Source organism: Streptomyces sp. NBC_01515, assembly GCF_045040345.1.
In the GTDB taxonomy this organism is placed as follows: domain Bacteria; phylum Actinomycetota; class Actinomycetes; order Streptomycetales; family Streptomycetaceae; genus Streptomyces.
Map to the genome: position 1 here is coordinate 1,433,555 of NZ_CP109416.1, position 23,457 is coordinate 1,457,011.

Genomic DNA, 23,457 nt, shown 5'->3' on the forward strand with positions numbered 1-23,457 from the left:
CTGAGCCCTACGGTCCCACGGTAAACGGTTACCGAATCATGTCGGACCGTAGCCCTTTCCCTTCCTTGAGCCGACCGCGCCGACCCCTCATCGCAGCGCTGTCCCGTCCTTCCCCGGAGGACCTGATGAGTACCTTCCGCACGAGATCCGTCACCGGCGCGGCCGCCGCCCTCTCGCTGTCCCTCGTCCTTGCCGCCTGTTCCGGCGGAAGCGGCGCCGACTCCGCCGCCAAGACCGGTACCCAGGGCAAGGTGAGCCTGGAGTTCTGGAGCTGGACCGAGGGGATCGAGGCCCAGACCAAGGTCTGGAACAAGGAACACCCCGAGACCCGGATCAAGTTCGTCAACGCGGCCGGCGACACGGTCTACCAGAAGCTCCGCGCCGCGGTGACCTCCGGCGACGCCCCCTGCCTGTCCAAGATGGACGGGATGAACCTGGCGAACTTCGCCGCCGACGGGCTGCTCACCGACATCACGAAGATCGCCGCGAAGTACAGGTCGAGCTACACCGCCCCGGCCTGGAACTCCGTCAGTCCCGGCGGTGCCACGTACGGCATCCCCACCGGCTCCTCCCCGCTGTTCACCGCCTACCGCGCCGACCTGTTCCAGAAGTACGGCATCTCGGCCCCCAGGACCTGGGACGACCTGATCGCGGCGGGCAAGGCGGTGCAGAAGAAGGACAAGAACGTCAAGATCTTCAACATGGCGGGCGAGGACCCGAGCACCCTGGTCGACCTGTCCTGGCAGGCCAACGCGCAGTGGTACAAGGTGGACGGCGACCACTGGGCCATCGACTTCACCTCGCCCGAGGCACTGAAGGCGGGCGACATCGTCCAGGAGCTGGTCGACAACAACCTCGCGTCGAACGCCTCGTACGCCGATCCGGGCGTCTTCAAGACCTGGGACCTCGGCAAGACCATCCTGATGACCACGTCCACCTGGCAGTTGCCGATCTACGACACCAACTTCCCCAAGTCCAAGGGCACATGGCAGCTCGCGGACGCCCCGCTCTTCGACACCGCGCACCCGCGGACCTCCAGCAACTTCGACGTGACGGCCGTACTGAAGGGCTGCAAGTACCCGGACCGCGCGGCGCAGTTCGCGGCCTGGCTGTCCAGCAGCAAGGAGTCGCTGACCGCGCTCACCGACCCCGCGTCCAAGTCGGGTCTCTTCCCCGCGGTCGACGACGTCTCCCCGTACGTCGACAAGATCATCCCGACCGACATGTTCAACGGGAAGTCGGACAGCGCGAACGTGATCACCACGGCCGCCTCGCGCGTGGGCGGCCAGTGGCAGTACGGGCCGGACTACGCCGCCATGTACTCCGAGATGCAGAAGCAGTGGGGCAAGGTCCTGAAGAAGCAGCTCACCGTCAAGGCGATGCTGACGCACCTTCAGGACTGGGTCCTCGCCGACCTGAAGAACAAGGGCGTCAAGGCCGTCGCGGGCAGCTGACCGGCCCCGCGCACCGCTTCGACACCCGCACGCACCTCACCTGGAGACATCCGTGTCCACCCTGACGCGACCGCCCCGAGTCGCCGCCGGCTCCCCGGCCCGCCGGCGGACCTCCCGCCGCCGGAGCGGAAGAAAGGGAGCCTACAAGGGCGTACTTTTCGCCCTGCCCTTCCTCGTGGGCTTCCTGTTCACCTATGTCCTGCCGATCGCCTACGCCTTCGGCCAGAGCCTGCACGAGAAGAAGAGCAGCGGCCTCGGCTTCGGCCCGACCAAGGTCGTCTACTCCGGCTTCTCCAACTACTCGGCGATCCTGTCCGACGGCGCCTTCTGGTCGAGTATGCTGCGCACGCTGCTCTTCGGGCTCGTGCAGATCACCGTCATGCTGGGGATCTCCCTGCTGCTGGCGCTGCTCCTCGACGGGGTGGCCGCGCGGGCGGTGCGGTTCTTCCGGGCCGGACTCCTCATCCCGTACGTCGTGCCGAGTGTCGTGTCCACCTTGATGTGGCTGTTCCTCTACAGCCCGACGATCAGCCCGATCGTCGATGTCGCCGGCCGCGCGGGGGTGCATCTCTCGTTGTTCGGCGGCCTCAACACCTATCTGTCGCTGGGCAATCTGCTGACCTGGCAGGGCATCGGCTTCAACATGATCCTGATCTCCGCGTCGCTGCAGGCGCTGCCCCGCGAGCTGTACGAGGCGGCCCGGCTGGACGGGGCCCGCGAGTGGCGGATCGCCTGGTCGGTCAAGGTGCCCAACATCACCGGCATCCTGGTGCTGACCGGCATGTTCTCGCTGATCGGCCGGCTGCAGCTGTTCGCCGAGCCGCTCCTGCTGAGGTATGTGGCACCGGAGTCCATCAGCACCGACTTCACGCCGATGATGGAGATCTTCGACAAGGCGTTCAAGACCGGCGACTACCAGTACGCGGCGGCCGAGTCGCTGGTCCTGGCCGTCGTCACCGGCATCCTCGCCCTCGTCTTCTACCGCGTCACGAACAGGAAGATGTCATGAGCAGCGCCTCCCGGGCGGCCCGCCCGAACAAGGCCGCCGGTGCCTCCGGTGGCGGGGTACGCCCCACCCGCGGTGCGACGGCCCTGACCACCGGACTGCTGATCGTCTTCCTGCTGTACTCGATCGCGCCCACGTGGTTCCTGCTGGTGTCGTCCACCAAGGACCAGACCGACCTGTATTCCACCTTCGGCCTCTGGTTCTCCGGCAACCACTTCGTCGACAACCTCCAGGCGATCTGGAACTACCACGACGGCGTGTTCGGGCGCTGGATCGGCAATTCCGTCCTCTACTCCACCGTCGGCGCGGCCGGCTCCACCTTCATCTCGCTCGCCGCCGGGTACGGCATCTCGAAGTTCGGATTCCGGGGCCGGGGCGCCCTGTTCGCGGTCATCGTCGGCGCGTCGCTGCTGCCGAGCACCCTGCTCGCATTCCCGCTGTACCTCGTCTTCTCCGACATCGGGCTCACGAACACGATCTGGGCCGTGCTGATCCCGTACTTCATCAACCCGTTCGGCGTCTACCTCGGCAAGGTCTACGCCGACAGCTCCGTGCCCGCCGAACTGATGGAAGCGGCCCGGATCGACGGGGCCGGCGAGACGCGGATCTTCTTCTCGATCGCCCTGAACCTCATGCGCACCGGTGGCGTCACGATCTTCATGCTCGACTTCATCAACATCTGGAACAACTTCTTCCTGCCCCTGTTCATGCTCAACGGCGAGCGCACCTTCCCCGTCACCCTGGGCCTCTTCTCCTGGGTGCAGCAGGCACAGACCGCCCGGAACATGAACACACTCGTCCTCTCCGGTTCCCTGCTGTCGATCATTCCGCTGGCGATCTTCATGTTCGCGCTCCAGAAGTACTGGCGCAGCGGGATCCTCATGGGCAGCCTCAAGTAGAGGACCGACCGTGTCGCACACACCCGGACATCGCGAAGTGCTCAAGGACGCCGCCACGGACGGTCCCGCCATGACCGGCCCCGTCCGGGCAGCGGCCCCGCACGCCGTCGCGGCACAGCCCGAGGACTCCCCCGGCCGGCGCGAACACCCGCTCCCGGAGATCCTTGTCCTCGGCCGCATCCGGCTCTTCTGCACCGGTCTCGGCCCTGCCGATGCCCCCGCTCTGCTCCTGGTGCACGGCTGGGGCGGCGACGGGAGGGAGTGGTCGCGGCACGCCGAGGAACTCGCCGGAACGTTCCGCGTCCTGGTGCCCGACCTGCGCGGCCACGGCCGCTCCGAGGTACCGCAGGACGGCAACACCCCGGTGGAGATGGCCGACGACCTCGCCGCTCTCGTCGCCACCCTCGGCACCGGACCCGTGGTCGCCGTCGGGCATTCCATGGGCGGCCAAGTGGTCAACCTGCTCGCCGTCCGCCATCCGCGGGCCGTACGGTCGGTCGTCGCCCTCGACCCGGCGCACGGCGCACACGGAGCCGAGGTCGACGGAATTCCCGGCCGCCTGGCCGAGTATCAGGCCTACGGCGCCCGCGCGGCGGCCTCCTTCGTGGCCGGGGCCTTCGCACCGGACGCCCCGGCCGGGCTGCGCACGGCCCATGTCCGCACCCTGCTCGGGACGCCGGACCACGTCATCGCCCAGGCATACGCGGGCATGTACACCGACCCGGGCGCGGTCGGTGTCCGCCCGCACAGCGAGGAGTACCTGCGGCGACGCCCGCAGCCCGCGCTGACCGTGTGGACGTCCGAAGAAGCCGCGACCTGGGAGCGCACCACCCTGCGCGTGCCGGGCTCCCGTGTGGATCACTGGGCCGGGACCGGCCACTATCTCCACGAGGAGCGGGCGGAGCGGACGATCCGGCTCCTCGGAGACTGGACCACGGAGACCTTCGCGTCGGGCTCGTGAAGCGGACCGCCCACCTGCGCACGGCGCCCGGCGCCCGCTGACGACACCGTCACCGCCCGGCAGCTGCGCGATCTCCTCAGCGACTGATCACAGCGGGGCGGTGGCACAGGAGCGCCCCGGCCGACCGTCCTGCCCACCGAACTCACCGCGCAGCCGCAGAACGAGATCACCGAGCGGCCTCACCGCCATGGCAACCCCTGTGCGGTGTTCGCCAGAGCCCATCGACGTGGCCTTCCGGCAGGCGGTGAGGCATCCGCAACGCGCCCGAAACCTCCACCAGAACCCGCGGACTTCACCTCCCGTACGGACCGCCTTCGGCGAATCGCAGCGAGCCATTGACACGCCCAGGGCCGTGAATCATTCTGGTCATCTGATCCGGTCATTTGATCAGAGCTGCCGTCGGAGGGCTCCGGATCCGTCGTGACAGGGCGGCAACGCCTGGTCGGCCGATGCCCGCACCGCCGCGCAGCACCTGTCGAACACACACCCATCTCGGCTCGAAAAGGGATGATCAGCAATGAGTGCTACCACCACGAACGTCACACTGCGATCAGTGCCGAACAGCACCCCCGTCGAAGAGATCCTCGCGATCGTGGCCGACGACGGCGGCGTGATCATCAAGCAGTTCCTCACCCCCGACCAGGTCAGCCGGTTCAACGCCGAGGTCGAGCCCGCGATGCGGGCGCTGAGCCCCGGTACGAAGAACGACATGGAAGGCATCGCCGACTTCCACGGGACGAACACCAAGCGGCTGACCAACCTCGTCACCCTGAGCAGGACCTTCCGCGAGGAGATCATCGACCACGAGCTGGTCAAGCCGCTCTCCGACGCCATCTTCAACGAGGAGTCGGGCTCGTACTGGATGACGACGGCCCAGGTCATCGAGATCGGGCCCGGGAACAAGGCCCAGCCCCTCCACCGGGACCTGGAGAACAACTACCCGTTCATCGGGATGGGCCCGGCCGGCCCGATGGTCATGATCAACTTCCTGATCGCGCTGACCGACTTCACCGAGGAGAACGGCGCCACCCGCGTCATCCCCGGCAGCAACCACTGGCCCGACTACGAGGACCGAGGCACCCCCGAGATGACCATCCCGGCCGAAATGCGGGCCGGTGACGTCCTGTTCATCAACGGCAAGGTCGCCCACGGCGGCGGCGCCAACCGCACCACGGACTGTTACCGCCGTGGCGTTGCGTTCGCCATCCAGCCCGGGTTCCTCACCCCCGAAGAGGCCTACCCCTTCATCGTCGACCGCGAGCTCGCCCGGTCGCTGCCCGAGCACGTGCAGCGTCTCCTCGGCTTCCGCTCCCAGTACCCGACGGGCTCCCCGGGCCTGTGGCAGGTCGACTACACCGAGCTCGCCGACTACCTCAAGTTCTGACTCCTCTCGCCGGCAACCGGCACCAAGAGAGCGACACGATTGGAGAGTCGGCCATGACCGACCCCGCTGTATCGGTGGTACTTGAGGACGACCCGACTCCCCTCGTGCTGACGGTCGGCCGCACGCTGCGGGCCGACACCCGCGACCCGGAGTCCCGTCGTCTGCTGGCGTCCCTCCGGGAGACGGTCGTCGTCAGGTCGAAGGACGACCCGCAGTCGGTCACGATCCGGTTCGGAGAGAACCGGGTGCGGGTCGGTCATGGCACCGCGTCCGATGCGGACCTCGTCCTGACCGTGGACCTGGCGGACCGTTTCGCCGTCGAGTCGGTCACCGGTGCCGAGCCCGACGCACCGCTCGTGGCCGACGTCCTGCGCGTCCTGCGACCGCCCCTGCCCCACTGGCGGAACGCGGCCACGCGTTTCTGGGAGCTGACCGCCCAGGACCCCGGAATGCCGCGGGAGTTGGTCGTCGTATGCGAGGAGGAGGAGTTGGTCCTCGGCGGCGGTCTGCCGCGTTACGTCCTGTGCGGTGAGGCCGAGAAGCTCGCCCGTGTGCTGTCGGGGACCGACGTGTTCCTCGACGAGGTCTACGCGGGCTCGCTCGCCGTCCGCGGCACCATGACCCAGCTTTCCGTCATGGCGGGCGCTTCGCTGAAGGTGAGGTTCCATGCCTGAGAACATCGACAGCTGGCTCGCGGAACACCGCATCGAGAGCGTCCGGATCGAGGGGACGAACCTCGAAGGCGCGTTCATCGGCAAGAACGTCTCGCCGCGGAAGTTCGCGTCCGGGCTCAAGTCCGGATTCGCCTTCGCCGACGTGGCGTTCGGGCTCGATCTGGGCAACGCGCCGCAGTTCGGGTTCGCCATGCCCTCCTGGCGGGGCGACCTGGCCGACATCTTCCTGCACGCCGACCTGTCGACACTCGTCGAATGGTCACCGGGCAGGGCCTCGGTCATCGGCGGATTCTGGGACCCGGGCGGCGATCCGGTCTCGGCGTGTCCGCGCAACGCCCTGCAGCGGATGACCAAGCTGCTCGCCGATCGGGGCTACGACGCGAAGGTCGCGGTGGAGATCGAGGCCACCGTCTTCGAGGAGTCGATCCAGGAGGCCCGGAGCAAGGGCTACCGCGGCCTCACCCCGCTGGGAGGGAACGCCGGTTCGGCCTACCACCTCGCCAAGTCCAAGGACTGGGAGGACTACATGCTGGCGGTCGCCCGCCGGCTGGAGGAGCTCCACATCCCGTGGGAGGCCTGGGGCGACGAAGCCGCTTCGGGGCAGATCGAGTTCAACGTCGCACCGGCCGACCCGGTGACGGCCGCGGACTACTGGGCACGGACCCGGCAGGTCATGCGGGAGGTCGCCTTCGAGCAGGGCCGCTGTGTCACGTTCATGGCGAAGTGGTGCGACGAGTACGGACAGGCCTCGCACATCAATGTCTCGCTGGAGCGGGACGGCGAGAACGTCTTCTACGACGAGTTCGGCCCGTCGCCGGTGATGACCCACTTCCTGGGCGGGGTGATGGCCACCCTGGCGCCGGCGACCTCGTTCGCGCTGCCCGCGATCACGTCGTACCGCCGCCTACAGGAACTGGAAGGACCGCCGACGACGGTCGCCTGGGGCGTCGCCAACAAGAGCACGGCCGTACGTGCCGTCGTAGGGCATCCGAAGTACTCGCGCCTGGAGTACCGGACGCCCGGCGCCGACGCCAACATCTATCTGGTGCTGGCCGCGGTGCTGGCCGGCGGAGTGGCCGGGCTCGACGGCAAGATCGAGCCGCCCGAGCCGTTCGACGACATGGCCTGGTGCCTTCCGCCGGGGATGCCGAAGATCCCGAACACCATCAGCAAGGCCGCCGAGGCCCTGCGGGCCGACACGCTCCTGACCGGTGTGCTGGGCCAGGAACTCGTGGACTACTGGCTCGGCACCAGGCAGTGGGAATGGCTGCAGTTCCACACCACCGGCGGGGACCCCGACACGGGTCTCACCGAGTGGGAGTCCAACCGCTACTTCGAGCTGCCGTGATGGGGGCGACGATCGAGGCGGCGGTCCTCAACACCGCACCTGGAGCACTGGAGATCGAGCAGCTCCAGCTGGACGACCCCGGACCCGACGAGGTGCTGGTCCGGGTGGTGAACGCGGGTCTGTGCCACTCGGATCTGCACGAGATCAACGGGACCTTCGAGACCGATCCTCCGATCCTCCTGGGCCACGAGGCCTCCGGGGTCGTCGAAGCCGTCGGCGCCAACGTCATCGGGCTGCGCACGGGCGACCACGTCGTGACCTGCCTGTCCGTGTTCTGCGGACGGTGCCGGTACTGCACCAACGGCCAGTTGACGCTGTGCGAGAACCGCAACGGGCTGTCGCACGACCGGCCCCGGCCGCGTCTGCTGAACGCGGCGGGCCACCCGGTCCGTCCGACGGCGGGGATCGGGGCCTTCGCCCAGGCCATGGTCGTCCACCAGAACGCGCTCGTGGCCATCCCCCGGGACATGCCCCTGGCCACCGCGAGCATTCTGGGCTGCGCGGTGACCACCGGACTCGGCGCGGTCTTCCGCAGTGCGCGGGTCCAGCCGGGAACCAGCGTCGTGGTCATCGGCACCGGTGGCATCGGCATGGCCGCCATCCAGGGCGCGAAGATCGCCGGCGCCGCCCAGGTCATCGCCGTGGACATCGTCCCGGAGAAACTGAAGGCGGCGGAGCGGTTCGGCGCGACCCACACCGTGAACGGGCGGGACGTGGATCCGGTCGAGGCGGTGCGCGAACTCACGCGCGGCGGCGCCGACTTCAGCTTCGAAGCCGTAGGAAACAGTGTCACGGCGGGGCAGGCGTTCTCGATGCTCGGACCCGGTGGCCTCGCCACGGTCGTGGGCATGGTGCCGGACACCGTGCCCATCGCCATCAAGGGCTCGGAGCTCTATCTCCAGGAGAAGCGGCTCCAGGGCTCCTTCATGGGATCGAACCAGTTCAAGGTCGACGTGCCCCGGTACGTCGACCTCTATCTGCAGGGACGGCTGCTGCTCGACGAGATGGTCTCCGAGCGCGTCACCCTGCGCGACATCAACAGCGGCTTCGCGACGCTGAGTTCGGGCAACGCGACCCGGGTGGTCGCCGACATCGGGGAGATCTGATGCGACCGCTGGTGGGCATCACCGGGCGCCGGCTGAGCGCGAGCCTGGTCCACGGCATGGACAAGAGGTTCGCCGGGCGTCACTTCGACTCGTTCTTCTCCGACTACGCGCGCGGTGTCGCCGAAGCCGGCGGCATCCCCGTCCACCTGCCGTTCGAGGCGGGCAGTGCGGAAGCGGTGGAGCGTCTCGACGGCCTGATCATCACGGGTGGCCAGGACGTCCACCCCGGTCGCTGGGGCGGGGACGAGAGCGCGGTGCCGGCCGACGCCGACCCTCGCTGCGCCACCATGGCCCACGACGTCGAGCGCGACGCGTACGAGGCGGCGCTGATCGGCGCCGCGATCGACCGCGGCGTTCCGGTGCTCGGGGTCTGCCGGGGGCACCAACTCCTCAATGTGGCACTGGGCGGCCGACTCGTGCCCGACCTCCCGCTGAGCGCCGTCGAGCACTACTCGCCGAACGCCGCCCTGACCGACGGCGAACCCGACCACGTGGTGACGTTCACGCCCGGCTCGCTGGCCGCGTCGGTGTACGGCGGGAGCGCGCGGGTCAACTCCTGGCACCACCAGGCGGTGGACGCCCTCGGGAGCGGGCTGGTCGTCTCGGGGCGCGCGTCCGACGGTGTCGTGGAGTCGATCGAACTGCCGGGCCTGCCCCTCCTGGGCATCCAGTGGCACCCCGAATGGCAGGAGACCACCGACCCCGCCTTCGGCTGGCTGACGGCAGCCGCATCCGGCACCCACCCCAACGCCGGTCCCGCCACGGCCCGTTGAGCTCGTCGAGAGGAAAGCGATACCCATGAGCAGCACACACAAGCCCGCACCCACGACGAAGGACGAATGGCTCACCCTGCTCGGCTCCCTGCGCGTTCCCGAGGGAATGTGGGTGGACGGCGCATGGGCAGGTGCCCGCGATGGGGCGACCACTCCTCTCATCGCGCCGCGTGACGGCCAGGTCGTCGCACACCTTCCGGCCGCCGACGAGGCCGACATCGACGCTGTCGTCCAGAGCGCGCGCAAGGCCTTCCTCCGCGGCGACTGGTCACGCCTCCAACCCCGGGAACGGGGTGAGGTGTTGATCCGCTGGGCGGACCTGCTGGAGGAGCACCGCGACGAACTCGCCCTCCTCATAGCGCTGGAGATGGGCAAGCCGGTCACCGACGCCTGGGCCGTCGAGATGCGCACGGTCATCGGCCTCATCCGCTGGTACGGGGAACTCGCCGACAAGGTCATGGACGAGTCGCCGCGCGGCCGGGAGAACTCGCTGGCGCTGGTGACCCGCGAACCCCTCGGGGTGATCGCGGCCATCACCCCGTGGAACTTCCCCATGACCCTGTCGACGTTCAAAGTGCCCGCCGCCCTGATCGCCGGGAACAGCGTCGTACTGAAGCCGGCCAGTCAGTCGCCCCTGTCGATGCTCCGCGCGGCGGAACTCGCCCACCAGGCCGGCGTTCCGGCCGGAGTGCTCCAGGTCGTCACCGGCAGCGGCCCGGTCACCGGTGCCGCCCTCGGCCGGCACCCGGACATCGCCACGCTGACCTTCACCGGCTCCACCGACGTGGGCAAGCAACTCCTCACCTACGCGGGCGAGTCCAACGCCAAGCCGGTCTGGCTGGAGCTCGGCGGCAAGTCGCCGAACATCATCTTCCCGGACGCCCCCGACATGGCCGAGGCGATCAGGACGGCCGCCTGGGCGATCGCCTTCAACTCCGGTCAGATGTGTACGGCCGGATCCCGGCTCATCGTCCACGAGTCCGTACGGGACGAGGTCGTCGCCGGCGTCGTCGAACACCTCTCCGCCCTGCGCATCGGCGACCCGCTGGACCCGGCCACGCAGTTCGGCCCGCTGGCGAGCAGGCGCCACCGTGACGACGTACTGGCCGAGATCACCAAGGGTGCGGAGACCTCCGCCAAGCTCGTCCTCGGCTCCGACCGGCCGCTCGACCGGCCCGGCTGGTACGTCGAACCGGCGGTGTTCGTCGACGTCCGGCCCGATGACCGGCTCGCCCAGCACGAGATCTTCGGTCCTGTCCTGTCCGTCCTCACCTTCTCCGACGAGGCCGAGGCCGTCTCGATCGCCAACAACTCGGACTACGGCCTGGGTTCGTCGGTGTGGACCGGCGATCTGAGCCGCGCCCACCGGATGTCGCGGGCCATCGAGGCCGGTCTGGTCTGGGTCAACTGCTTCGAGGAGGGCGACTATTCGGTCCCGTTCGGCGGGCGCAAACTGTCCGGCCACGGCGCGGACAAGAGCGTGCACGGGCTGGAGAAGTTCACCGCCCTGAAGACGACCTGGATCGCGCTGTGACCGCGACACGGGTGAGCGTGCTCGGCATGGGCCTCATGGGATCGGCGGTGGCGAAGGCCTTCCTCGACGCCGGACACGACGTGGCCGTGTGGAACCGCACCCCGGCCAAGTGCGTGGCACTCGCGGACCAGGGTGCACGGACGGTATGGACGCCGAGCGAGGCCGTCGCCTGGGGCGAAGTGACGGTCGCCGTGCTGTCCGACTACCGGGCGGTCGGGGAGGTCGTGACGTCGATGGCCCCGGGGTGCGCGACCGCCGGGACGGCGTTCCTCAACCTCACCACCGGGGATGCCGCCGCGGCGGCGGACATGGAGAAGGCCTTCGCCCCCACGGGCATGACCTACCTGGACGGGGCGGTTCTGGCGTACCCCAAGGACGTCGGCACTACGGCGGACATCCTGGTCTCCGGCCCCGAGGCAGCCTGGCACAGGTACCGCGACGTCCTCGCCGCGATGGGTGCGGGAACGGTCCACACCTCGGAGGCCATCCACGAGGCGAATGTCATCGACACCGCCGCCACGGGCAGTTTCTTCTGCACCGCCCTCGGTGCCTTCTACGAGGCGAGCGCCTACGCCTCCCACCACGGTGTCCCGGCGGACCGGCTCGCCGTCCACGCCCTGCGGTTTCTCGATCTGCTCCGCACCGAGATCCCGGAGGGCGCGGAACAGATCATGTCCGGTGCCTACGAGACCGATCAGGCCACCGTCCACACCTACGAGGCGGCGATGGCCCTGATCACCGACACCGCCCGCGCGATCGGGCAGCCCGCCCACATCGGCGCCGGATTCCTGGCGAACCTCCGGGCGGCACAGGCCGCCGGGCTCGGTGACAGGTCGCTGGCCGTCACCCACGAGGTCCTCGGGAGGACCGGATGACATTCGTGACCCGTGAGATCCAGCTGGCCAGCCGGCCGGACGGCTGGCCCACCCACGACGACTTCCGCCTGGTCGAGACCGAACTGCCGGAGCCCGGCCCGGGGCAGCTCCTGGTCCGCAACACCGTCATGTCGGTCGACCCGTACATGCGGGGCCGGATGAACGCGGGCAAGTCCTACGTCCCGCCCTTCGCGGTCGACGCGCCCCTTGAGGGCGGGGCCGTCGGTGAGGTGATCAAGTCCTCCGACGACGCGTTCGCGGTGGGCGACATGGTCGTCCACGACCACGGCTGGCGCGAGCACGCCGTGGTCGACGGCGTACGGGCCACGCCGGTCGACACGGGCCGCGCGCCCGCGTCGGCCTACCTCGGGGTGCTGGGCATGACCGGCCTCACCGCGTACACGGGCCTGGTGCGTGTCGCCGAACTGGAGCCGGGCGACATCGTCTTCGTCTCCGGGGCCGCGGGCGCGGTGGGCAGCGCGGTCGGCCAGATCGCCCAGAACCTGGGCGCCGCGAGGGTCATCGGCTCGGCGGGATCCCCGGCGAAGGTCCGCTACCTCCTGGACGAACTCGGCTTCGACGCCGCCTTCGACTACCACGACGGACCGGTCGCCGAACAACTCGCCCGGCACGCTCCGGACGGCATCGACGTCTACTTCGACAACGTCGGCGGCAAGCACCTGGAGGGCGCGCTCACCCACATGCGGGACTTCGGCCGACTCGCCCTGTGCGGCTCCATCGCGTCGTACAACGACGACAGCGCGATCCACGGGCCGCGCAATCTGGGACTCGCCATCGTGCGACGGCTGAAGCTCCAGGGATTCATCGTGTACGACAACGACGACCTGGCCGGGGAATTCCAGGCACGGGCCGCCGAATGGCTGGCGAACGGCCGACTGACATACCAGGAGACCTACGTGGACGGTCTCGAAAATGCCGTGGACGCACTTCTCGATGTCTTCCGGGGTGCCAACCTCGGAAAGATGCTCGTGCGTCTCGCGCACTGAATCCCCTTGATGTCCCCCTGAAATCCCCGGTATTCCCAAGGAGTTCGGCATGCGGAGAATTCGAGCGGTCGTGTACGGCGCCGGCGCCATGGGCGCACTGGCCACCAGGCTCATGACCGAGAAGGGCGTCGAGATCGTCGGCGCCATCGCCCGGAATCCCGATAAAGTCGGCCGCGATCTCGGGGAGTTCGCCGGAATCGGCCGGCTCAACGTCCCCATCGAGGCGGACGCGGAACAGGTGCTGGCCACCCGCAGGCCGGATGTCGTCCTGCACGCGACGCAGAGCTTCCTGCCGGAGATCAAGGACCAGTTGGCGCTGTGCGTCCGCAGCGGCGCGAACGTGGTGACGATCTCCGAGGAATCCCTCTATCCCTGGTCCTCCTCCCCCGGCATCGCCGCCGAACTGGACGCGCTGGCCAAGCGGAACGGTGTGACGATCACCGGCTCCGGCCACCAGGACTCCTTCTGGCTCCACCAGGTCAGCGCCCTCCTGGGCACCGCGCACCGCATCGACTCGGTGTACGGCAAGGCCACTTGGAACGCCGACGAATACGGCGCCGCCATCATCCAGAGCAAACACGTCGGAGAGACCCTGGAGCAGTTCCAGGAGTCCATCGCGTCCGAACACCGCCCACCGACCTTCGGCGGCAACCTGCTCTCGGCACTGGCCCAGGCCACCGGACTGACCCCCAAGGAGCGGAAGACCGAGATCAGCCCGGTCGTCGCGGACGAGGACCGGTACTCCAACAGCATCGGCGTCACCCTCTCCAAGGGGACGGTGATCGGCTACGCGGACATCGACGTGATGACCACCGTCGAAGGGCCCACCTTCACCTTCGAGATGTCGGGCTACGTCTTCGGTGAGGGCGAGAGCGACATGAACAAGTGGGTCGTCAAGGGCGAGCCCGACCTCTACCTCGACAACGGCCGGGTCCCCAGCTACACGACGACCTGTACGCAGTGGGTGAACCGCATCCCGGACGTCATCAACGCCCCGGCCGGCTTCGTGACCCCGGACCAGCTGCCCCCGCTCCGCTACCGGGCGCTGCCGATGCAGAGCTACGTCACGCCCGGCGCTCTCGCGTAACGAGCAGCCGGCACACAACCGCACCGGCACGGACATCCACCGCATTGACATCGAAGGAGACACACATGACGCGCACCGTCGCGGTCGTCGGGCTGGGGCAGATGGGCCGCAGCGCTCTCGGCATCCTGCTCGACCGGCTCCCCGACGCACAGTTCGTGGCCCTGGACCGGTCCGAGGAGGCGGTCGAGCACGCGAAGTCGCTGGCACCGGAGCGGGTGACCGGGCGGATCGCCGACGTGTCGAAGGGCGAGGTGGACCTGACGGGAGTCGACGCCGTCGTCAACCTCACGGGCCCCTTCTTCGCCGGTTCCGACGCCGTGGCGCGCGCCGCGCTGGCCGCAGGTGCCGCCTACGTCGACATCTGCGACGACGTCGAGGGGACCGAGGCCATCCTCGCCCTGGACGACGAGGCGAAGCAGGCGGGACTGCCCCTCATCACCGGTGCGGGCCTCTCCCCCGGCGTCTCCAACTGGATGGCCAGCCGCCTGCTGGACGCCCACCCCAGCGCGGACGGCGTCCAGGTCGTCTGGCTCGTCCACGAGAGCGACCCGGGCGGTCTCGCCCCGCTGCGGCACATGCTGCACATGGCCGTGAGCACCTGCCCCGTCTACCGGGACGGAAAATGGGAGCAGTCGGCCGGCTTCGTGCCGTCGACCGCCGCGTCGTACGCGTTCCCCCAGCCGCACGGTGTCATCGAGGCCTACGACACCGCCCACCCCGAACCGGTCACGCTGTCCCGGCACTACCCGCAGCTGACGTACGCGAGCTGCAAGGGCACGCTGCGGCCCGCCTGGGCCAACGCCGCCTTCTCCACGCTGGGCCGGATCGGCTTCGGCCACACCGACGTCACGGTCGACATCGAGGGCACGCAGGTGGAGCCCGCCGAGTTCCTGTGGAAGCTGATGTGGGCCCGCTACAACCGCAAGCCCGATGAGCAGCCGAGCGCCTCCTCCGCGGTCCTCGTCCAGGCTCTGGCGGGCCAGGAGGTCCTCGGCTCCCTCGCGATCACCGACGACGCCCCGATGTCGCGTACCACCGGACTCGGCGCCGCCGTGGCGGCGGTCGTGCTCCTGGACCACGGTGCCCTGCCGGGCGCCTGGGGACCCGAGGCACTGCGCTGGGACGTCGCACTGCCGCTGTACGAAGACATCCTTGTGTCCCTCGCCGGCGAGGGCTCCCGCATCACGCGCGTGCAGCCCGCGCCCGCGGCCTAGTTCAAAGGTTGCCGCCATCATGCAGACAGAGAATCGGAGCGAGCCGGTGCTGACGCTGCCGGCGGCCTTGCGCGGCTGGGCGCGCGCGAGCCCGGACCGAGTGGCCCTGCGCCACGGGGCCGAGCAGCGCACCTACGCCGAGCTGGACACCGGCGTCGACGGCGTCGCCGTAACACTGGCGGCGCGCGGCGTGGGCAAGGGCGACCGGGTCGTCCTCATCGGCCGGAACAGCGTGGCCTGGGTCGTGGCGTACCTCGCGTGCCTGCGCCTGGGCGTCGTCGTGGCCCCGGCCAACAACCGCCTGAACCCAGGGCAGTTGAGCGACCAGTGCGAACTGATCGAGGCGAAGGCCGTCCTCCACGACGCCTCCACCGCCGAACTCGTGCGGGACAGCGCGCGGTCGGACCGTGAGGTGATCGAGCTCGGCGAGCTGCTCCGCCGGGCCGGCGAGTCGGCCGAGCCCGCGGCCCCTGCCCTTCCGGACGCGCCGAGCCCCGGTGACCTCGCCCTCATCAGCTTCACGTCCGGGACGACGGGCGTCCCCAAGGGCGCGATGCTGAGTCACGAGGCCCTGTTCAAGGGGGCTCTCGCGGTCGCCGAGTTCCACGGGAGCACCCAGGACGACAGCACGCTGGTCCTCGTACCGATCTTCCACAACACGGGATTCAACGACCAGTTCGGGCACATGCTCGTCGTCGGCGGCCGAACCCATCTGCTGACGAAGTACCGTACGGCCGACGCGATCGCCGAACTGCGGGAACGCCCGGTCACCTTCCTCGCCGCGGTCCCGAGCATCCTGCGCATGCTGATGATGTCCGAGGAGGCCGAGCACATCTACGGTCCCGCCTCGAAGCTCTTCTTCGGCGGCAGCCCGATGCCCGCCGCGTGGATCGACGAACTCCTCGGCCGATGGCCGCACTTGCGACTCACCCACGCCTACGGACTGAGTGAGTTCACCTCGATCGTCAGTCTCCTGCGGCACGAACTCGTCGCCGCCAAGGGCGAGTCGGTCGGCCTGCCGGCGCCGCGCGTACAGCTCAAGGTCGTGGACGAGCAGGGCCGTCGACAGTCCCCGGGGGTGACCGGCGAGGTGTGGGTGTCCGGCCCCACCCGGATGACCGGCTACTGGCGTCAACCCGGGCTCACCGAGCAGAAGTTCAGGGGTGAGTGGCTCCGTACCGGAGACCTCGGCTACCTCGACGACGAGGGCCTGCTGTGGCTCACCGGGCGGGTCGACGACGTGATCAACCGGGGTGGCGAGAAGATCCTGCCGTCCTTCGTCGAGTCGTGCATCGCCCAGCGCCCCGACGTCGGGCAGGTGGTGGTGTTCGGTATCGACGACCCGGTCCTGCAACAGCGGGTGGCCGCGGCCGTCGAGCCCCGCCCGGACACGCTCTTCGACGAGCGCGCGGCCCGCGACCACCTCGCACAACGGCTCCCCGACTACGCCGTCCCCGAGCGCTGGACCGTCTACGACAAGCTCCCGCTGACGGCCTCGGGGAAGGTCGACCGGCGCGAGGTCGCGCGGCGGTTCTCGCACCATGCGGCCTCGGGAGTACCGGATGTATAAAAGCGGTTGCCGTCTTTGTGCGCGGAGCGCTAATTCCGGCGTCGTCGTTGACATGATTACCGGGCGGTAGCAATATCCCGCACAACTTCGTCGAAGGAGATGAATTGTGCGCGTGAAAACGCCCTTACGATTACGGACCGCTGCCGCCACCGGAATTGCCGTAACCCTCGCGGTCACCGCATCCGGCCCCGCGGCAGCCACACCGACTGCCGGTGACTACGTCGCGCTGGGTGATTCCTACGTCGCCGGGCCCGGCATCCCCGAGACGGTCTCCGACTCGGGGATCTGCGCCCGTTCCGACCACGACTACCCTTCGCTGGTGGCCCGGGCGGCCACCCCCACGGCCTTCACGGACGTCAGTTGCAGCGGTGCGGTGACGGACGACATGACGGGCCGCCAGCTCGGGATCGCGCCGCAGTTCGACGCGTTGACGTCCAATACGGGACTGGTCACGCTCACGATCGGCGGGAATGACGCCGGATTCGCGGGAATTGTCGTCACCTGCGTCGTACTCAGCTTCTCCGACCCCACGGGCGCGCCCTGCGAGAAGAACTACAACAGCGGCGGCACCGACCAGATTCTCCAAAAGCTCGACGAGATCGCGCCGAAGGTCGGAGCCGTGATCCAGGGAATCCACCAGCGTTCCCCGCACGCACGGGTGGCCGTCGTCGGCTACCCGGATCTGCTGCCCGACGCCAAGTCGAAGTGCGCGGTGGACGTTCCCGTCGCGACCGGCGACGTACCGTACCTGAACGGCATCGAACAGCGGCTGAACCAACTGCTCTCCGCCCAAGCCGCCGCCAACGGCGCCGAGTTCGTCGACACGTACACCTCCAGTGTCGGCCACGATCTCTGCCAGGCACCCGGCACCCGCTGGGTCGAGGGCCTCCTGGACGTCCAGGACGCGGCGCCCATCCACCCGAACGCTCTCGGCATGGCGAACACGGCCGCGCAGGTGCTGTCCGGCCTTCAGTGACCACCCTGTACGCCATCACCGGCAAGCGCCTCCGGGCCGAACAGCTCCTGCCCGAATCGCCGCCGGATCAGCTCGCGTAGCCGTAGAACCCGCGACCGCTCTTGCGCCCGAGGTGCCCGGCAGCGACCATGCGGCGCAAGAGCGCGGGCGGCGCGTACAGCGGCTCCTTGTACTCGTCGTACAGCGTGTCGGCGATGGACTCGACGGTGTCCAGGCCGACGAGATCCAGCAGCCGCAGCGGCCCCATGGGGTGGGCGCAGCCGAGTTCCATCCCGCGGTCGATGTCCTCGGCGCTCGCCGAACCGGCCGCGACCATCCGCACCGCGGCGAGCAGATACGGCACCAGCAGGGCGTTGACCACGAAGCCCGAGCGGTCGGGGGCCTGGACGGTCACCTTGCCGAGCCGCTCGGTCGCGAAGCGACGCGTACGGTCCAGGGTGTCCTCACTCGTGGTGAGCGCGGGGATCAGCTCGACCAGCCGCTGCACCGGCACCGGATTGAAGAAGTGCATCCCGATGACCTGCCCGGGCCGCTCGGTGGCGACCGCGAGATCGACGATGGGCAGCGAGGAGGTGTTGGTCGCCAGGACGGCGTCCGGATCGGCGACGACCTTGTCCAGGGTCCGGATGACGCTGGTCTTGATGTCCCGGTTTTCGGCGACGGCCTCGATGACGAACTGACGGTCCGCCATGTCCCCGAGGTCGTGGGTGAAGGAAAGCCGGGCCAGGGCGAGGTCACGAGTTTCCTCGGTGAGTTTTCCGCGCCGGACTCCGCGGTCGAGGGAGTCGGTGATACGGCGCCTGCCGGCGTCGGCGGCTTCAGGAGTGGTCTCCGCGACGAGGACGTCGAGACCACCACGTGCGGCGACTTCGGCGATACCGGAGCCCATCAGGCCACAGCCGACGACACCGAGACGGGAGATGGTTTCCATGGTGAAGTCCTCTGGGTCTTAAGGGAGGTTGCGGGCCATGACGATGCGCTGGACCTGGTTGGTGCCCTCGTAGATCTGAGTGATCTTGGCGTCGCGCATCATGCGTTCGACCGGGTAGTCGCGGGTGTAGCCGTAGCCGCCGAGGAGCTGGACGGCGTCGACGGTGACCTCCATGGCGACGTCCGAGGCGAAGCACTTGGCGGCGGCGCCCTGGAAGGTGAGGTTCTTGTCGCCGCGTTCGGATGCGGCGGCGGCCTGGTAGGTGAGGGCGCGGGCGGCCTCGATCTTCATGGCCATGTCGGCGAGCATGAACTGGATGCCCTGGAAGTCGGCGATCGGCTTGCCGAACTGCTTGCGTTCCTTGACGTAGCCCTTGGCGTAGTCGAGGGCGCCCTGGGCGATGCCGAGGGCCTGGGCCGCGATGGTGATGCGGGTGTGGTCCAGGGTCTTCATCGCGGTGGCGAAGCCGGTGCCCTCCGGGCCGATCATGCGGTCGGCGGGGATGCGGACGTTGTCGAGGTAGACCTCGCGGGTCGGGGAGCCCTTGATGCCGAGCTTGCGCTCCGGGGCGCCGAAGGAGACGCCCTCGTCGGACTTCTCGACGACGAACGCGGAGATGCCCTTGCTGCGCTTCCCGGGGTCCGTCACCGCCATCACCGTGTAGTACTCGGAGACGCCCGCGTTGGTGATCCAGCGCTTCACGCCGTTCAGGACGTAGTGGTCGCCGTCGCGGACCGCCTTCGTCCTCATGCCGGCCGCGTCCGAGCCCGCGTCCGGCTCGGAGAGGGCGTACGAGAACATCGCGTCGCCCTTGGCGAGCGGGGTCATGTAGCGCTTCCTCAGGTCCTCGGAACCCGAGAGGATCACCGGGAGCGAGCCCAGCTTGTTCACCGCCGGGATGAGGGAGGAGGACGCGCAGACGCGGGCCACCTCCTCGATCACGATCACCGTGGCCAGCGCGTCCGCGCCGGTGCCGCCGTACTCCTCGGGCACGTGGACGGCGTGCAGGTCGTTCGCGACGAGGGCGTCCAGGGCCTCCTGCGGGAAGCGTGACTCCTCGTCCACCGCTGCGGCGTACGGCGCGATCTTCGCCTCGGCCAGTGAACGGATCGCGTCGCGGAGCATGTCGTGCTCCTCCGACGGGCGGTACAGGTCGACATCGCGGCCCACGGGCACAACCTTCGAGAGAGCTGACAGGAATGGCACTGAGTACCCCACCCTAAGGGCACTGAGTGCCACGATCAAGACGTCTCTCGGCACCAAGTGTCACCCATTGGGGAACTCAGTACCCTATGCTCGACTCCGACCGCGCCGCGACTCCACCAGCAGCTCGATCGCCTCCCCCGCGAGGGCGACATCGGCGTCCAGCCGGGCGCGGTCACGGTATCCGTGCCACTGCAGACAGAGGCCATCAAGATGCGACGTCACAATCCGGGCCAACGGCTCCACGAGCTCTGGATCGTCGTCGTCCGCGAGATGCTTCCGGAGCACGTCGGCGAAGCGGTCGATGAACAGGTCGTAGGCCCGGGTGGCCAGCCCCGGATGCACGTCCTCCTGCCGCAGCGCCCACATGTACAGATCGAACTGCGCACGGGCGTAGTCGTCGTTCTCCATGTACCAGCTCATCGTGGTGTCCAGGAGGGACGCGGCGGTTTTCCCCAGCCCGGAGCCACCCTTGCTCGCGCTGATCCGTTCGAGCAACTGATCGGAAGCATGTTCAAAAACGGCGAAGAACAGCTGCTCCTTGGTATGGAAAACGTAGTGCAGCGTAGCCAGCGGCGCCTGCGCCGCCTCCGCGATACGACGGGTTGTCGCCCCCCTCGTCCCACGCTCGCCGATGACACGCACCGTCGCCTCGATGAAGTCCTGCCGGCGCTGGTCCATGGGAACGCGAGCCATGCGCGAACCTCCCTGATCCTTTGTCTGAGTCATATGAACAAGTCAGTTAGCAGTCTAGACGTCCACCGGCAGCGGCGAGCGGGCCTCTGGTCCGGATCCGGACGGACCCCTCCCCGCCGACCAAAGCCTGATCATTTGATCAAGTCACTTGACCTGGCCATGCGTGCTGAATACCGTGGCCGAGCCACCGCCAACTCTTGTCGCTGCTGCCAGGAGGACCGTTCATGAACGCCGTCTCCCACACCCCGTTGACCCCGCTGTCCTTCCTGGAGAGAACCGCCCGTGTATGGCCCGACAAGCCGGGAGTGATCTACGGGAACAGGAGCCTGAGCTACGGCGAGTTCGCCGCCCGGGCGACCCGTGTGGCCCACGCGCTTCGAGCGAGCGGTGTGCGGGCCGGCGACCGGGTCGCCTATCTCATGCCCAACCTGCCCGAGATGCTCGTCGCGCACTTCGCGGTACCGCTCGCCCAGGCCGTGCTCGTCGCCGTCAACACCAGGCTCTCCGCCGAGGAGATCGCCTACATTCTGGCTCACTCCGGCGCGAAGGTCCTGGTCACCGATGCGGCCTTCCTCCCGACCGTCGCAGCCGCCGTCGAGGACGTCACGACGGTCACCGAAGTCATCGTGTTCGAGGACACCGAGGCGGGCGGGAGCGTGGACCCCGCGGCAGCCGCGGCGATCGGATCGCGGCTGGTGAGCTACGCCGACTTCACGGCGCGTGGTTCGGACGAGCGGCTGAACTGGTCGGTCGAGGACGAGCTCACCCCTATCTCCATCAACTACACCTCGGGGACGACAGGCCGCCCGAAGGGCGTCGTTTACACCCACCGAGGCGCGTACCTGAACTCGTTCGGGGAGATCGTCCACTCCTCCCACCATCAGGACAGCGTCTATCTGTGGACCCTGCCGATGTTCCACTGCAACGGCTGGTGCACGCCGTGGGCGGTGACCGGCATCGGCGGGACGCACATATGTCTGCGCGAGGTGCGCGGCGACGCGATCTGGCAGCAGATCCGCAAGCATCGGGTCACCCACCTGAACGGGGCACCGACCGTGGTCACCACGATCCTGAACGCGGGGCAGGCCGGCCCCCTCGACCACCCGCTGGTGATCACCACCGCCGGTGCTCCGCCGAGCCCCACGACGATCCTGCAGATGGAGCGCATGGGCTTCGGGATCGTGCACGTCTACGGCCTGACCGAGACCTACGGCCCGTACTCCGTCTCCCAGGCCCAACCGCACTGGTCCGCCCTCCCACCCGACGAAAGGGCGGTGGTCCAGGCCCGTCAGGGTGTCGGCATGATCCAGACCGAGGGCCTGCGCGTCGTGGGCGAGGACATGGTCGACGTACCGGCCGACGGCAGTTCCATGGGCGAGATCGTGATGCGGGGCAACAACGTGATGGCGGGCTACTACCGCGACCCGGAGGGCACCGCCAAGGCCTTCGCCGGCGGATGGTTCCACAGCGGCGACCTCGGCGTCATGCACCCCGACGGTTATGTCGAGCTGCGTGACCGGGCCAAGGACGTGGTGATATCCGGCGGCGAGAACATCTCCACCATCGAGGTGGAGCAGGCGCTGATGAGCCATGAGGCGGTCCTCGAAGTCGCCGTGGTCGGGGTGCCGGACGAGAAATGGGGAGAGCGGCCGAAGGCCTTCGTCGTCCTCAAGACGGGGAAGCAGGCCACCGAGGCGGAGCTGATCGAACACGTCCGGGCGAAGATCGCCCGATACAAGGCGCCCCGGAACATCGACCTCGTGGCCGAACTGCCGAAGACCTCGACCGGGAAGATCCAGAAATTCGCCCTGCGCGAGCCGGAGTGGGCCGGCCGCACTCATCGCGTGCACGGCTGACGCGGAGAGCGCGGCTGTGGCGGCACCGGGTTGCGGACGCATGGGCTCCGCGCCGGCGAGGGCGGCTACGTCCCTCGCCGGTCTCCGTCACCACGGCCGCCCGGTCGCCGTACTCCAGGTCCGCGTGATCCAGGTACGAAACGGTCGCTGTCGCTGAAGTCCCCGTCGGCACCGAGGCCGTGGCAACCGGGGCGGTCCCCGGCGATCACGCGGGGCCTCTCAGCGAAGGGCCTCGGTCGGCAGCAACCGCAGGTCCGCGACAAGGTCCGACAAGGTGTAGGACGGCTGGGTCGAGGCGGTCGCGGCGCCGTGCAGTTGCCGCCAGGCGGCGCGGTGCGCGGTCTCGTACCGGGTGGGCTGGAGTTGCTCGCCGGCATCGTCGATCCGGAGCGCCGCCGTGGGCCGGGCGGTGTTCGGGATCGACGAAGCGCAACTGCCACTGCTCGCCCCGGGAGCGGATGCTCAGCCGGGCCCGCGTGGAGCCGAGCGGCCGGGTCGGTGAGGTCGGCCGGGGGCGGCGGCACCGGCTGACTGTGCGGCTGGGTCGCGAGGGACTCGTACCGTGCGTTGAACGGCAGTTGGATGACCGAGCGCACCAGACGGGCGGTGCGCGGCAGTTCGCCCCAGTGCCGTTCGACGGCGAGCCAGGCGGGGTCGTAGGTGTGCATGGCGCCGACGACGACGGGGACGCCGGACTCCTGGGAGGCCTTGGCGATCCGCCGGGCCTCCTCGACGCCGGTGGCGAACGGCTTCTCGACCAGGACCGCCTTCTTGCCGGCCGCGCAGGCAGCCTCCGCCTGCGCCGCGTGGAACTGGTGCGGGCTGCACACCGCGACGACGTCGACGGCCGGGTCGGCGAGCAGTTCCTCGACGGTGGTGCTGTGCGCGGCACCGGCGCGGGCG

20 protein-coding genes and 1 pseudogene are annotated in these 23,457 nt (G+C 68.9%); 17 read left to right on the plus strand and 4 right to left on the minus strand.

All coding sequences use genetic code 11. The annotated features are described in order from the left end of the window. The first annotated feature begins 125 nt into the window (after positions 1-125). The 16 genes from OG407_RS06100 (at position 126) to OG407_RS06175 (ending at position 17,868) form a co-directional block, all read left to right on the plus strand. Entirely contained in the window at positions 126-1,454 is a 1,329-nt protein-coding gene (locus tag OG407_RS06100; RefSeq protein WP_405855731.1) for an ABC transporter substrate-binding protein, read from the plus strand. A gap of 52 nt (positions 1,455-1,506) precedes the next feature. Beyond that, positions 1,507-2,463, plus strand: coding sequence for a carbohydrate ABC transporter permease (locus tag OG407_RS06105; RefSeq protein ID WP_405855733.1), 957 nt, complete (start codon positions 1,507-1,509; stop codon positions 2,461-2,463). Then, positions 2,460-3,359 carry a carbohydrate ABC transporter permease gene (locus OG407_RS06110; RefSeq protein ID WP_405855735.1) on the plus strand — a complete coding sequence of 300 codons (900 nt, stop codon included), beginning with the start codon at positions 2,460-2,462 and terminating at the stop codon, positions 3,357-3,359. The genes OG407_RS06105 and OG407_RS06110 overlap by 4 nt, the downstream gene beginning before the upstream one ends. 10 nt (positions 3,360-3,369) lie before the next feature. After that, on the plus strand, positions 3,370-4,320 hold the full coding sequence (locus OG407_RS06115; protein ID WP_405855737.1) for an alpha/beta fold hydrolase: 951 nt from the start codon (positions 3,370-3,372) through the stop codon (positions 4,318-4,320). A 553-nt stretch (positions 4,321-4,873) separates the two neighbouring features. Further along, the gene (locus OG407_RS06120; protein ID WP_405855739.1) at positions 4,874-5,704 is read left to right on the plus strand and encodes a phytanoyl-CoA dioxygenase family protein; all 831 of its coding nucleotides are present in this window, start codon (positions 4,874-4,876) and stop codon (positions 5,702-5,704) included. 53 nt (positions 5,705-5,757) lie between these two features. Continuing rightward, on the plus strand, positions 5,758-6,378 hold the full coding sequence (locus OG407_RS06125; RefSeq protein WP_405855741.1) for an SCP2 sterol-binding domain-containing protein: 621 nt from the start codon (positions 5,758-5,760) through the stop codon (positions 6,376-6,378). After that, positions 6,371-7,726 carry a glutamine synthetase family protein gene (locus OG407_RS06130; RefSeq protein ID WP_405855743.1) on the plus strand — a complete coding sequence of 452 codons (1,356 nt, stop codon included), beginning with the start codon at positions 6,371-6,373 and terminating at the stop codon, positions 7,724-7,726. Before OG407_RS06125 ends, OG407_RS06130 begins: the two co-directional genes overlap by 8 nt. Beyond that, on the plus strand, positions 7,726-8,832 hold the full coding sequence (locus tag OG407_RS06135) for a Zn-dependent alcohol dehydrogenase (RefSeq protein ID WP_405855745.1): 1,107 nt from the start codon (positions 7,726-7,728) through the stop codon (positions 8,830-8,832). The genes OG407_RS06130 and OG407_RS06135 overlap by 1 nt, the downstream gene beginning before the upstream one ends. After that, complete coding sequence (locus OG407_RS06140) at positions 8,832-9,605, plus strand: gamma-glutamyl-gamma-aminobutyrate hydrolase family protein (RefSeq protein WP_405855747.1); 774 nt, start codon at positions 8,832-8,834, stop codon at positions 9,603-9,605. Before OG407_RS06135 ends, OG407_RS06140 begins: the two co-directional genes overlap by 1 nt. A 25-nt stretch (positions 9,606-9,630) precedes the next feature. Further along, the gene (locus OG407_RS06145; RefSeq protein WP_405855749.1) at positions 9,631-11,139 is read left to right on the plus strand and encodes an aldehyde dehydrogenase family protein; all 1,509 of its coding nucleotides are present in this window, start codon (positions 9,631-9,633) and stop codon (positions 11,137-11,139) included. Then, entirely contained in the window at positions 11,124-12,014 is an 891-nt protein-coding gene (locus OG407_RS06150; RefSeq protein WP_405868307.1) for an NAD(P)-dependent oxidoreductase, read from the plus strand. Before OG407_RS06145 ends, OG407_RS06150 begins: the two co-directional genes overlap by 16 nt. Further along, on the plus strand, positions 12,011-13,021 hold the full coding sequence (locus OG407_RS06155) for an NADP-dependent oxidoreductase (RefSeq protein ID WP_405855751.1): 1,011 nt from the start codon (positions 12,011-12,013) through the stop codon (positions 13,019-13,021). The genes OG407_RS06150 and OG407_RS06155 overlap by 4 nt, the downstream gene beginning before the upstream one ends. A 49-nt stretch (positions 13,022-13,070) precedes the next feature. Continuing rightward, positions 13,071-14,108, plus strand: a complete 1,038-nt coding sequence (locus tag OG407_RS06160) for a dihydrodipicolinate reductase (RefSeq protein ID WP_405855753.1) — start codon at positions 13,071-13,073, stop codon at positions 14,106-14,108. Between the two features lie 65 nt (positions 14,109-14,173). Then, entirely contained in the window at positions 14,174-15,322 is a 1,149-nt protein-coding gene (locus OG407_RS06165; RefSeq protein ID WP_405855755.1) for a saccharopine dehydrogenase family protein, read from the plus strand. A 19-nt stretch (positions 15,323-15,341) separates the two neighbouring features. Next, on the plus strand, positions 15,342-16,892 hold the full coding sequence (locus OG407_RS06170) for a class I adenylate-forming enzyme family protein (protein WP_405855757.1): 1,551 nt from the start codon (positions 15,342-15,344) through the stop codon (positions 16,890-16,892). 112 nt (positions 16,893-17,004) lie between these two features. Beyond that, positions 17,005-17,868 carry an SGNH/GDSL hydrolase family protein gene (locus OG407_RS06175; protein ID WP_405855759.1) on the plus strand — a complete coding sequence of 288 codons (864 nt, stop codon included), beginning with the start codon at positions 17,005-17,007 and terminating at the stop codon, positions 17,866-17,868. A 67-nt stretch (positions 17,869-17,935) separates the two neighbouring features. Here the strand turns inward: OG407_RS06175 and OG407_RS06180 are convergent, their stop codons facing one another. From OG407_RS06180 to OG407_RS06190, 3 genes are all read right to left on the minus strand, one after another. Further along, positions 17,936-18,799 (minus strand): 3-hydroxybutyryl-CoA dehydrogenase, encoded by an 864-nt coding sequence (locus OG407_RS06180; protein ID WP_405855761.1) that lies wholly within the window; start codon positions 18,797-18,799, stop codon positions 17,936-17,938. A gap of 18 nt (positions 18,800-18,817) precedes the next feature. After that, complete coding sequence (locus tag OG407_RS06185; RefSeq protein ID WP_405855763.1) at positions 18,818-19,969, minus strand: acyl-CoA dehydrogenase; 1,152 nt, start codon at positions 19,967-19,969, stop codon at positions 18,818-18,820. Between the two features lie 120 nt (positions 19,970-20,089). After that, complete coding sequence (locus OG407_RS06190) at positions 20,090-20,698, minus strand: TetR/AcrR family transcriptional regulator (protein ID WP_405855765.1); 609 nt, start codon at positions 20,696-20,698, stop codon at positions 20,090-20,092. A gap of 224 nt (positions 20,699-20,922) precedes the next feature. Between OG407_RS06190 and OG407_RS06195 the strand changes: the two genes are divergently transcribed. Beyond that, the gene (locus tag OG407_RS06195; RefSeq protein WP_405855767.1) at positions 20,923-22,554 is read left to right on the plus strand and encodes a long-chain-fatty-acid--CoA ligase; all 1,632 of its coding nucleotides are present in this window, start codon (positions 20,923-20,925) and stop codon (positions 22,552-22,554) included. A gap of 65 nt (positions 22,555-22,619) precedes the next feature. Here the strand turns inward: OG407_RS06195 and OG407_RS06200 are convergent. Beyond that, positions 22,620-23,453 (minus strand): annotated as a pseudogene (locus tag OG407_RS06200) (Gfo/Idh/MocA family protein); the annotation flags it as partial. Between the last annotated feature and the right edge of the window lie 4 nt (positions 23,454-23,457).